An 11422-nucleotide genomic window follows, 5' to 3' on the forward strand; every position below is an offset into this window, starting at 1 on the left:
CTGCACCACCGTGCGCAAAAGCGCCGCGCGCTGGCGCATGCCGCCCGAGAGCTGCGCGGGAAAATGCCGCTCGAAGCCGGCAAGCCCGAACTCGGCAAACAGCGGCGCGACGCGCGCCCGCGCCGCCTTGCGCCTGATGCCCTGCACTTCGAGCCCGAGCGTCGCGTTGTCGAGGATGCGTCGCCAAGGCATCAGCGCGTCGCGTTGCGGCATGAAGGCGAAGTGCCTGCCGTGGTCATCGAGCGGCGCGCCGTCGAAGAACATCTCGCCCTCGCCATGCTCGGCGCCGGTCAGAAGCTGGAACAGCGTCGACTTGCCGGCGCCCGAGGGCCCGAGGATCGAGACGAATTCACCAGCGTCGACACTCAGCGAAATATCGGCCAGCACATCGAGCCCGCCGAACGCTTTGCGCACATGCCGCAACTCGAGCCGGCTCATCGCCACGGCCTCTTCCCTGCGGTTTCCTTGCCGGCGCGCTCCCAGGGCATGGCCAGGCGCTGCAGCAGCACAGTCAACCCGAACAGGACAAGTGTCAGCGCGGCGCTGGCACCGACGGCGGCCAGCACCAGGTCGGGGCGAAAATTGTTCTTGGCGTTGAGCATGTAGATGCCCAACCCCTTCGCGGCGCCGGCATATTCGGCGAAGATGGCGCCGACCACCGCATAGGTGATGGAGATCCTCAGGCCAGCGAAGAAATAAGGCAGCGCCGAAGGCAGCCGCGCCAGCACGAAGATGCGCCAGCGCCCTGCCCCCATCGCGCGCAGCATTTGCCCGACCTCGGCCTCGGTCGCCTCATAGCCCTCGACCAATGCCACCAGCATCGGAAAGAAGGTGACCAGCGCCACCAGCATGATCTTGGGCGCCAGTCCGAAGCCGAACCACAGCACCACCAGCGGCGCAATCGCCACCAGCGGCAAGGTCTGGCTGACAATGAAGACGGGAAACAGCGCACGCCGCAGCGGCTGGAAGAAGTCGACCAGCATCGACAGCGCAAAGGCGGCGCTGAGCGAGCAGGCAAAGCCAAGCAGCGTGGCGCGGATGGTCGGAATGGCGTTGTCGACCAGCGCCTCGCGATTGAGCATCGCTTGCTCGAAGACACGCGACGGCGCCGGTAGTATCGTCGGCTTGATGCCGGAATAGCTGGCATAAAGCTCCCATGCCAGCAGGAGCAGCCCGACCGAGATAATGGCCGGTCCCGCCTTGACAAGAAGGCTCGCGATCGGGCGCGAAGCGACGGATGATGAGGCCACTGGAGATAACCTTTGACGGCCGCGCGGAGGCGGCGGCAGCTTCAGACCGCCGACGGGCTGTTGGCCGAGACCGTGACGTCGAGGGTTACGTGGCCGGCGCCTGGTCCGAAGCGGCAGAAAGCCTCGTCCAGCGCCGAAAAGATCGCGCCGGCATCACCGCGCAATTTCGTGCAGAAATGCTTGGAACGTTCATAGACGCCGGACTGCTTGAGAAAGTCGATGCAGCCGTAGATCTCGTCCATGTGGTCGTCGGTGCCCATCACATAGAGCGAGAACTGCGCTGCCGCCGGCTGGCCGGTGGCAGCTGCATTGTGCACCGCCGCGATGGCCGCATCCTTGCGCGGACCGAGTGGCCCGACAGGCCCGCCAAGTGCATCGGAGCGGCAGATCGGATCATCCGGCTCGCCAGGGCAGCCGCGCGAGATGGTGGCCGACAACACGCAATGTTTGCCGCTGCGCGCCGCCGCCACGAAGAGGTCGCGCATGGCGGGAAACAGCACTTCGGGCGGCCCGACCAGCAAGGTCGAGATGTCGTCGGTCTCGATCCTGAGCTTGTCACGCCAGGGATCGAGCGCGCCAAGCGCGCCAAGGATGACGCCGACGAAATCGTCGGCCATGGGATATAGGGAAATCTGTGCGCCTGAAAACATCGCCCGCCTCGCTCCGCTGGTATTACCCAGATCAGCTTCTAGGGTCTGTGGGCTTGCCGCCCCCGTCTCAGCCCCGACCGTACGGAGCACCCCTGTGGATGCGCGGGTTAAAGCACCATTCGAGCTGAAGTGAAAGCCGTTTTTTCAGCGCACTGCGCCAAAAGCATTGCGCCAGACATGGTGCTGCCTGAGCGGGATTATCGGGCACCCTCGCTGCCGCGAGCGGTTCTCTCCACAGTCGCGATGCAATCACCTTCGTGCACGCCGTCAACCACCTGACCGTGTTTGGCCGGCATGCGCATGCCGCAGGAAATCGACGAAGGCGCGCACGGTCGGCGGCGTATGGCGCTGCTTCTGGTAGCTGAGGAACCAGCCCGGAAAAGTCGCGCACCACTCATCCAGCAGCGAGACCAGTTTGCCGGCGTCGATCAGCGGACGCACCAGCTCTTCCGCCCAGAAGGCGATGCCGACGCCCTGCACCGCGGCGGCAACGGCCATGTCGCGGCTGGAGACGACCAGCGGACCATCGACCGCGACCGAGAACCATTGGCCACCCCTGGCGAATTCCCATGTGTAAAGGCCGGCGCTGCCCGGCCGGCGCCAGTTGATACAGCGGTGCTGGAGCAGATCCGCGGGTGCTGACGGTGATCCGTGACGGGCGATGTAGTCCGGCGAGGCCACGGCGAGTTGGCGCTGCGCGCCGCCAAGCGGCACCGCAACCATATCGGCTTCGAGAAATTCGCCAAGCCTGGCGCTGACATCATAGCCGGCCTCGACACTATCGATGGCGGCATCGTCGATCGTAACATCGAGCACGATGTCCGGCCATGTCTGATAAAAACGACCGAGCACCGGCTCCAGATAGGTGGCGGCGGCGACGCTAGGCATATGGACACGCAAGATGCCGGCCGGCGTGTCACGCAAGGCGGCGGCATCGCCGAGCGCCGCCTCCATCTCGGCCATGGCCGGCGCGAAGCGCGCGTGCAGGCGCGCGCCGGCTTCGGTCAGCGAGAGACTGCGGGTCGTGCGGTTGAGCAGGCGCAAGCCAAGCCGCGCTTCGAGCTGGCGGATCATCTGGCTGAGCGTCGATGCCGAAATCCGGAGATCTTCCGCGGCACGAGCAAAATTGCCATGCGCGACGACAGTGGCAAAGGCCTTCAGCTCCGCATAGTCACTTCCGCGCATTATGCCATATTCTCCAATGAGTATGATGGAATTCTATCGCATTTTCCGTAGGGGGTCTGCTGCCTAGCTTGAGGACATGTCTCGAACGTCGCCGATCATCGGCATCGAGCTCATCTGAATCTCCCTCTGAGCAGGAGCGACGAACATGTGGAAACTCAACGGAAAAATCGCCTTGGTGACCGGCGCCTCCTCCGGCATCGGGATGGCAACAGCACTTGCGCTTGCAGCGCAAGGCGCGGTCGTTGCCATTGCGGCGCGGCGCCGGCAGCGGCTTGACGATCTGGCCAAGCGCATCCGCGACGTCGGCGGCGAGGCGCTCGCGATCGGGGCCGACATCGCCGACGAGGAGCAGGCAACCGCGATGGTCAGTCGCGTGCTGGAAAGCTATGGCCGACTTGACATGCTGTTCAATGTCGCCGGCGTCGGCGTCGCGGCCCCCTTCCAGAACACCACCACCAGCGAATACCGGGCGATGGTCGACATCAACATTCTGGGTTTGCTCTATACGATCAACGCAGCGCTGCCGGCGATGAAACGGCAGGGTTCGGGCCATATCGTCATCGTCTCGTCGGGCACCGGCCGCTACATCCACCCTTCGGTCGTCTATTCCGGCACCAAGCACGCGGCCAGCGCCATGGCGGAATCGCTGCGCCGCGAAATCGGCAAGAACGGCATCCGCGTCACCGTGATCGAGCCAGGCGCGGTCAAAACCGAGTTCACGGCCAACATGCGCGATGACGTGCGCCTGGCGGTAGAGCAAAGACTGGGCGACATGGAACAGCTGGAGAGCGAGGATATCGCCGCTGCGATGCTCTACGCGGTTTCACAGCCACCAAGGGTCAACGTCAACATCCTGACGCTCTACCCGACGCAGCAGGCATGAAAACCCGCAGCCCGTCCCCAGTCGCGATCGATTGCCCGTGGCGTATGAAAGTGGCGCCAGTGGGCCTTATGGGGGGAAGCCTAACAGGGCGGCTAGTAGAAATGTTCAGTTTGGGCAGTTATAAGGTTTCGCAATTTTCTTATAACGCTTGAACTTGGGGGACGCGACAAGGCGCGCTGACTGAAGGTGTTTGGGATGTACGATGCGCCGCTCGACGACCTCGTCGAGCGGCAATGCATGGCGGCTCCGAACCCTACGAAACAGCCTTCTCACGAACCGGCAGCTTCCAGCCTGGCCTGACGAAGTGGCAGGTGTAGCCGTTGGGGTATTTCTCCAGATAGTCCTGATGCTCAGGCTCGGCTTCCCAGAAGGGACCGGCCGGCACGACTTCGGTGACGACCTTGCCCGGCCACAGACCCGAGGCATCGACGTCGGCGATGGTGTCCTCGGCGACGCGCTTCTGTTGGTCGCTGGTGTAGTAGATCGCGGAGCGATAGCTCATCCCGACGTCGTTGCCCTGCCGGTTGCGGGTCGTCGGATCGTGGATCTGGAAAAAGCGCTCCAGCAGCGTGCGATAGCTTATGATGGCCGGATCGAAATTGATCTCGATGGCTTCGGCATGGCTGCCATGGTTGCGATAGGTGGCGTTGGCCACGTCGCCGCCGCTGTAGCCGACACGGGTGGAGATGACGCCGGGATAGCGCCGTATCAAATCCTGCATACCCCAGAAGCAGCCGCCCGCAAGGACTGCGCGTTCGGTCGAAGTCGCCATATCACGTCTCCTCAAAAGCAAGTTGATCTCCCCATAAATGGGTATTCTCACCTGCTTCGTCCAGCGGACCGGCTGATCTGCTTCAGTTGCTCGGCCGGGCGAGGCTGTCGATCACACCCGGCAACTGCCTCACGCCGGGCGGAACGGCGGCAAAACTGATCGCCACCGGCGGCGCCTTGAGCGACCAGCTGAAAAGAACGGTCTTGACCGGGATGTTGTCCAGCCACGGCTGCAGCCGAGGTGGCACGCCGCGCCCAGGCCAGACCAGGAGTATGCCGTGGTCGCGCAGCCGCTGGCTGGTGATCCAGGGGGCGAGCCGCATATCGAGCTCGGTGAAGATCGACGGCTTGTCATAGGCATTCAGGCCCGCCAGCAACGCGATACGGGTATCGCCGCCGACGATGTCGAGCCGACCGGGCACCGCCGTGTGCCAGACGGCCTCGGCCTCATCCGAGATCTGCTGGGCCGGCCAGCACACGGCATCCATCCGGCCGCGCAAATTGCAGCTCGTCCAGCGGATACCCGCATATGCACCAGACATGCCGATAATGCAGACAAACGCGCAGATCGCCAGCCGTCGCATCTCGACGGCGCCGAGCCGATGACCCAGCAAGGCAATCGCCACAACGCCGACAAGATTGTACATCGGCGCGCCCCAGGCCTCGCCGGCGCCGGTGAACAGCGAAGCCACCATGACGAGGACCGCCGGGCCAAGCCCCATCCACACGACATAGACCAGCGTGCCGCGCCCGACGGGCTCTTCCGGCGCGGGCGAGCGCCGCAACAGCCCCGATATCGCCAGCACCAGAACGAAGCCGCAGAGCCCGGCTATCTGGACGCTGATATAATAAAAGCGGGAGCGATGGGCTAGCACCCACTGATCGCGCCAAGCGGCATAGGTCAGCGGCAGGAAATCCATGCGGTAGAGCTCGACGGCCAGCGGCGCTGCGACAGCGATGAAAACCGCCAGCCCAAGCCATGGCCAGGGCGTAGCCAGCCGACTGCGTGCCCGTGTGTCCGACAACAGCCAAATCGCGCCGAAGAGCAACAGCAGCCCGGTGGAAAATTTGGCATAGAGGCCGACGCCGGACACCAAGCCGAGCGCCAGCCACCAGCCCGGCCCGCCGCCACGGCTTGCACGCCACAGCAGCCAGCAGATGGCGGCCCAGAAGGGCATCTGCGCGTAGTCATGATTGAACTGCGGAGTGGGCCAGCCGAAGAAATACAACGACGGCATCAAAAGCACGGCGGCCAGCGCGCGCGTTCTCCCGAGCATGTCGCGGGCCAGCAGGTAGACGAAGATAAAGGTCGCCGAGACGACGAACTGGGCAAGCAGATATTGCGGCCAGCGGAACGATCCGGTCAGAAGATGGCTGGTCTCGAGCAGCCAGCCGGGAAGCTGCGGATGCTTGTAGGTCAACAGCACCCATTCGCGACCCCACATGAAGCCCTCGACGACATCGCCGGGCGGGGCGGCGTCGACAAGTGCCGGCATCACGGTCCAACACAGGATCTGCGTCAGGCATAAAATTGCCAGAACAGCTTCCGGATAACGGGGCAGATCCGACCAGATCGACGACTGGCGCCAGTCGCCTGGAACAGAACTGCCGACCGGCAGCCAGCCGTTCATGGGTTCATCGATTCGCGTCATGCGGTGGGTAAATCACATCGGACGGTTTTTCGAACAGCCCAGAACTCAAAGCTTACGAAAATGTATACTTAAACGACCATTGCAAAACCAAGATTGAGGCAGAGTTTCGCCTCACGATGCTGCCTCTCCCCTCACATGCAAGCAAGACGACAATGGAAAACGCCCTCCTGCGGCACCTCGAACGTGCCAAGCATGGCGCATTGGCCGTGATCGCGGCAGGCGTCGTTTGCGCCTGACCGGGCCCCCGGTCCCCCACCAACAAGCATCCAGGATTCAAAATGCGCCACCACCATGCCGTCATCCACTACCGTGCGCTCGACTTCTGGATGGCGCGCGCGGCCGTTCTGGTCATCATCTGCCTGCAGCTTCTGGTCATCAACAACCTCTCATTCGGGCCACGCTGGCTGGCCCCGGCGCTGGAGGCCGCCCTGCTGCTGCCCTTGTCGGTGGCCACGGCCTGGACCCAGGCCGCCACCCGAAAGGCGGTCGAGGATCACGAGTGGCATGCGATCGGCCAGTTTCGCGTGATGATCCGCAGGACCGCCCTAACCATGACCGCCATCATCAGCGTCATGAATTGCGGTTCGTTGGTCTTGCTGGTGCGTGCCTTGCTGGAGGGCCATGCCGGCAACAGCGGCACGACGCTGCTGATCGACGCCCTCAACATCTGGGTCACAAACGTCATCGTCTTTGCCTTGTGGTTCTGGAGCACCGACCGCGGCGGGCCGCCGACCTGCGGCCTCGTCAAGCTTGCGCAGGCCGATTTCCTGTTTGCGCAGATGACGCTGAACGACCGTGAGCTTCGCGATTGGCTGCCCGGCTTCGTCGACTATTTCTTCCTCGCCTTCACCAATGCGACAGCCTTCTCGCCGACCGATACCTTGCCACTCTCCCAACGCGCCAAGCTGCTGATGATGGCCGAGGCCATGATCTCGCTGCTGACCATCGCCCTAGTCGCGGCGCGCGCCGTCAATATCCTGGCTTGATCAGGCCAAAACGCAGAAAATAGCCCGCCCGGCGAACCGGAACGGGCTATTTTGGGTTATCTTCGACGGTTCGAGTGTCGCGCGAGAACGTGCCTCGGTAGTTCTACCAAGCAGTCGCCAACCGGAGACAGCAGCTACTCCTCCGGCGCGGGCTTGAACCTGCGCACCACAAACTCGAACAGGACGTCCGAAATCCACATGGCGCAGACGCCAATCAGGAAGGCGGCGGCCAGCGTGGTGGTATCGTCGGCCAGGTCAGGCATCGGCAAGCCGGTGATCCTGGCGTAGGACACCACCGGCAGCGTCAGGTAAGCCGCTGCCAGCGCGCCGCAGATCGGCGAGGCCACCATTTCGCGCAGCTTATAGCGATGCCGCGACAGCGCCCGCAGAACACCGCCGGCAAGGCCAGCCGCCACGACCGGCCCCTTGATGCCAAGCAGGTCGAAAAGATCGTGCATCACGGCCTCCATCCACAGAGCGTCTGGCCCTTTTCGTTGTGAGCCAGGATCGCCGCCACCGACGTCCCGGAAAGGGTCGCCACCTCTGCCCGTGTCGGCCGGATGGGATGCCCGGCCGCGCAGAACGACCCGCCTGATGTTGTGCAGCCGGCCAGCGTGAGCGAGAGCACTATGATCTTGACCATCTGCCCAGCCTCCCCCGGTTGTCGTCCGGCGTCCGCCCGGCGACGGCGTCGTCGATCTTCTGGGCTTCGGTTGCAGCAGCAGCATCTTTCAGAGCCTGCTTGTCCCGCTCTCGCTTCGCGCCTCGCAGATTGCCCCACCCTGCCGCAACAACGGTGGCGATGGCACCAAGAGCCGCGATGGCTATCCCTGCATGCTCGAGCAGAAAGGCGATGAGCGCGGTCATAGATGCCTCACTATGATGCAAACGGACACACCAATCGAAAAGCCGATGCAATATGGCTTGAACACTTCAAGCCAAGCGATGACGAGTTGTTGGAGACCTTCCATCTTACTGCTCCTCTGCCGGTGGCGGTGGCGCGACCATGCCCGCCGGCCCGTCGCGAACGGCGTTGATGATGATCTTGGCCAGCGCAATGGCGCCGCTGATCTGAAGCGCAGTGCGGTCGCTGACCCCGAACATCGTCCAGTCGAAGCCGGCCAGGGCGCCGCCGCAGATGATCGCGATCAGCGTGTTGAGAAGATTGTGCAGCGCGTTGGTGTTGAACCATGTCATCAAAAGAGGCTCCCGAAAAACCCGGTGACGTGATGGCAGAAGGCCACGAGCGCTCCGGCGATGAGGACGAGGATGCCGGCCACGGCAGCCGTCTTGCCGCCGGATGGCGGTGCCGGCGGCATGGGCTGGACCGTCGGCGCCCCACCAGTTGATGTTTCGACCCTGGCCGGCTGCGGCGCCGGCGCGGCCCCCGGTGCCGCCGGTCGTTGCGCCGACATCAGCAAGGCCTGAACCCGCACCGATCTGACGCGATCGGACCAACCTCGGCCGAAGGTTTTCCATGTCGGCAGCCGTTGGAGAAACGTCAGCCGCGCATCGCAAAGCGCATCGATGATGACACCGGCCGGCTTTGCCTTGGCTGCTGCGAGGGTCGCCGGTCCGATCCGGCCGTCCTGGGCAACGCCCACGGCCGCCTGCAAATATTTCGCCGCCCGGCCAGGCCCGCTGTTCACCGCGAAATCGAAAATGGCATAGTCGACACCATCGGGTAGCTCGGTGCCGAGCACTGCGTCCCAGTAGAAACGGCGGTAGATCGCGGCGACCTGTGCGTCGCTGATCCCGCGCAGGTCCGCCTTTGTCGCGTCGGCCTTCACGTAGCGACGGAAATTGGCGAGCGTCACCCCCTTCATGGTGGCGCCGCCGGGATCGGCCGGATTGTCCGACCAGCCGCCTTCCGATTTGAGAACAAGCGCAAGCGCCCGCGCGCAGTTGCGGTCCATGGTGATGGTTCCTTTGAAGATTGGTCGGCAGGGGCGACGAGGAATTTCACGATCGAGGAGACGAGAAGACCGCACGCGGCACGTCAGTCGATGCGCAGAGCGATGCTCAAATGATGATCAAGGCAAGAACTCCGAGCCGATGAAGGGCGCAAACCGGGCAAGCCGTGGATATGAGTTAGGCGCCTTGCCAGCGGCTGGACGAGCGAGTTTCAGTACTGGGATCGGTGCGCCGAAAAAAACGGCGCGGCGCGGTTATACGAGCATACAGCGTCACGAGCACCACCGGGAGCAAAAGCATCGGCATCATGGCGACCCGGTTGTAGTAAGGTAGTCCGCTCGCCAACATGTAGATAACGGTCATGAGGATACAATATTTTCCCAAGCGCTCATCTGACTTCTTTGCCGCCCTCTTGATCAACAAGACACTTGCGACGCATTGAACTAGCGAATAGGCAAAAAACAAAGCCTTAAACCCTACCCGATAACTCATAAACACGTCGGAAGAGTACTGAGTGTACAGACCTACCTGCGCCAAAATCGGGCCGATTATTATATTGGAAATACCAGAGATGGAGTTGGTAATGTAGCCCGCGAAAATCAAGGAAACTACGCCAACGATAAATTTTCCTGAGCGAGGAACAAAATCTGCCAAGACATAGATTGCAACGAATAGAATAGCGCTATAGTGACTACCAATCGCCAAGGCGGCAAAGAAAATTGCTCGGTACTTCTTGCCGTCATTGATCGCTAGGAAGAATGCGAGAATGAAGATAAGCGAAAACCCTTGACGCAACGTGTTTTGGCCCAGTTGCTCGAACCATGGCAGCATGATTAGGCCGACAGTCGATATCGCACCTAGCACTACGCTATCGCTTTGTCTGACCGAGTAAAGATAGTAGACTGAAACCATGACCATGCTGTTGGCTAGCATGCTGTCAGAGATAGAAAACCCCAGGTTGGCGTATATCCAATGCATGGCGATGAATACGGGCTCGTGCGCCACAGCCGTCATATAGACTAGGAACGTTGCCCTGGTCGCATAGGCGAAATCTCTCGAGTAGGCGACAATATCGCCTTCCAAAGCATATGAGACATAATTCGCATAGTCGGTTCGAGAAGCCGCGAAGAAGAGCACCGGGGCTAGAAAGACCAACGTGGGGAACCAGAGTTGGCGAATGGACCGCATTCGAACGCCTCTTTGATTCTTGGCGACAGGTGCAATAGCACCCTTCATTATTATCATACGAAACGCAAAATGCTGACGCCCTCCAAATAAAGTTGCCGGCCAGCGCCACAGCAGCGGGTCGGGGTCGGTCTGGAAGGCGAGCTCGACCACGCCCTGTTTGGGAATATGCTCGGAGATCTGGCCGACATCGTCCGAAGCAAACCGGCTTTGCGCCGTCTGCGTCAACTCGGCGATCGATTTGCGCGAGCGCGTGACATAGAGGAACGACTGGCCAGCATCGACCGGACGGATGCGGGCGCAGCCGAAGGTACGCGAGCGCCGGTTCTTGAACGAGGATGGCGTCAGCGCCTCGTCGATGCCCGAGCCCGAAAGCGCGCGTATGCCGCCGCTGGTGCCGATAAGCAGCGCGCCATCGCTGTCGGCGATCCAGACGATGTCGTTGGCCTGGCCGCCGCCGGCCTGGACGAACTCCAGCGCGTCGTCGTCCTTCTCGCCCAGCGCGAAATTGTCGAAGTCGCCGGTTGCCGAGGCATAGACGGAGAACTTCCGGCTGAAGGCCAGGCGTTCCTCATAGAGTGAGCCGCTCTCCACATACTTTCCGGGCACGAGCGTGCCGAGCCGCCAGCGGGATATCGGGCTGAGGTCCGGCAGGGCATGGCCATACATGCGGATCGTGACGATTGTGGTACTGGTGCGCGCTGCGATCTTGGCCCAGCGCCAGCGGCCATCGGAAGCGTAGAGGCGAATAGCGCGCCCGACATCCGAGGTTTGGAACCCTGCTCCATTGTTGATGCCAACGATCGAGGAAGCCGTTAGGTTGAACGGCGTCATCAGATCGCCGTCCTCGTTTGGCGCCCATTCGGCGAGGGCCGCATTGGTGCTGTCCGGCCCGCCACCACCTTCGAAATCCAGCCGCAGATATTCGAACGGCGTCCTATTGGAG

Annotated in this window: 14 protein-coding genes and 1 riboswitch; of the genes, 2 read left to right on the plus strand and 12 right to left on the minus strand. The window is 62.4% G+C overall.

Features of this window, described 5'->3' with window-relative positions; translation table 11 throughout:
* The 4 genes from EN935_RS08830 to EN935_RS08845 all read right to left on the minus strand — a co-directional run.
* The coding region (locus EN935_RS08830) for an ATP-binding cassette domain-containing protein (protein ID WP_164771051.1) at positions 1–438 on the minus strand (438 nt) is incomplete at its 3' end.
* On the minus strand, positions 435–1250 hold the full coding sequence (locus tag EN935_RS08835) for an ABC transporter permease (protein WP_245488893.1): 816 nt from the start codon (positions 1248–1250) through the stop codon (positions 435–437). The genes EN935_RS08835 and EN935_RS08830, both read right to left, overlap by 4 nt.
* Before the next feature lie 41 nt (positions 1251–1291).
* A complete protein-coding gene (locus EN935_RS08840) occupies positions 1292–1900 on the minus strand; it encodes a YkoF family thiamine/hydroxymethylpyrimidine-binding protein (RefSeq protein ID WP_109661449.1) in 609 nt (202 codons plus the stop codon).
* A riboswitch (TPP riboswitch) is annotated at positions 1891–2004 on the minus strand. Its footprint overlaps the gene before it by 10 nt.
* Positions 2005–2167: 163 nt before the next feature.
* On the minus strand, positions 2168–3085 hold the full coding sequence (locus EN935_RS08845; RefSeq protein ID WP_127266166.1) for a LysR family transcriptional regulator: 918 nt from the start codon (positions 3083–3085) through the stop codon (positions 2168–2170).
* A 145-nt stretch (positions 3086–3230) separates the two neighbouring features.
* Here EN935_RS08845 and EN935_RS08850 point away from each other — a divergent pair, with 145 nt between their 5' ends.
* Positions 3231–3968 (plus strand): SDR family NAD(P)-dependent oxidoreductase, encoded by a 738-nt coding sequence (locus EN935_RS08850; protein WP_127373271.1) that lies wholly within the window; start codon positions 3231–3233, stop codon positions 3966–3968.
* 253 nt (positions 3969–4221) lie between these two features.
* Here the strand turns inward: EN935_RS08850 and msrA are convergent, their stop codons facing one another.
* Positions 4222–4740 carry a peptide-methionine (S)-S-oxide reductase MsrA gene (msrA, locus tag EN935_RS08855; protein WP_127265614.1) on the minus strand — a complete coding sequence of 173 codons (519 nt, stop codon included), beginning with the start codon at positions 4738–4740 and terminating at the stop codon, positions 4222–4224.
* 82 nt (positions 4741–4822) lie between these two features.
* Complete coding sequence (locus tag EN935_RS08860; protein WP_127265615.1) at positions 4823–6370, minus strand: glycosyltransferase family 39 protein; 1548 nt, start codon at positions 6368–6370, stop codon at positions 4823–4825.
* Between the two features lie 299 nt (positions 6371–6669).
* Here EN935_RS08860 and EN935_RS08865 point away from each other — a divergent pair, with 299 nt between their 5' ends.
* On the plus strand, positions 6670–7377 hold the full coding sequence (locus EN935_RS08865; RefSeq protein WP_109660931.1) for a hypothetical protein: 708 nt from the start codon (positions 6670–6672) through the stop codon (positions 7375–7377).
* A gap of 134 nt (positions 7378–7511) precedes the next feature.
* On the opposite strand, the gene EN935_RS08870 is transcribed toward EN935_RS08865, so the two are convergent.
* The 6 genes from EN935_RS08870 to EN935_RS08895 all read right to left on the minus strand — a co-directional run.
* Positions 7512–7835, minus strand: coding sequence for a hypothetical protein (locus tag EN935_RS08870; RefSeq protein WP_109661445.1), 324 nt, complete (start codon positions 7833–7835; stop codon positions 7512–7514).
* A complete protein-coding gene (locus tag EN935_RS08875) occupies positions 7835–8020 on the minus strand; it encodes a hypothetical protein (protein ID WP_109660929.1) in 186 nt (61 codons plus the stop codon). The genes EN935_RS08870 and EN935_RS08875 overlap by 1 nt, the downstream gene beginning before the upstream one ends.
* Complete coding sequence (locus EN935_RS08880) at positions 8005–8244, minus strand: hypothetical protein (protein WP_109660926.1); 240 nt, start codon at positions 8242–8244, stop codon at positions 8005–8007. The genes EN935_RS08875 and EN935_RS08880 overlap by 16 nt, the downstream gene beginning before the upstream one ends.
* Positions 8245–8349: 105 nt before the next feature.
* A complete protein-coding gene (locus EN935_RS08885) occupies positions 8350–8574 on the minus strand; it encodes a hypothetical protein (RefSeq protein WP_109660925.1) in 225 nt (74 codons plus the stop codon).
* Positions 8574–9293: a glycosyl hydrolase 108 family protein gene (locus tag EN935_RS08890; protein WP_127373272.1), complete on the minus strand. Its 720-nt coding sequence runs from the start codon at positions 9291–9293 to the stop codon at positions 8574–8576. Before EN935_RS08890 ends, EN935_RS08885 begins: the two co-directional genes overlap by 1 nt.
* Before the next feature lie 175 nt (positions 9294–9468).
* Positions 9469–11422, minus strand: a 1954-nt coding sequence (locus EN935_RS08895; RefSeq protein ID WP_206534505.1) for an EpsG family protein, incomplete at its 5' end; no start/stop codon positions are given.

The sequence above is a fragment of the Mesorhizobium sp. M7D.F.Ca.US.004.03.1.1 genome, from assembly GCF_003998635.1.
Lineage (GTDB): Bacteria > Pseudomonadota > Alphaproteobacteria > Rhizobiales > Rhizobiaceae > Mesorhizobium > Mesorhizobium loti.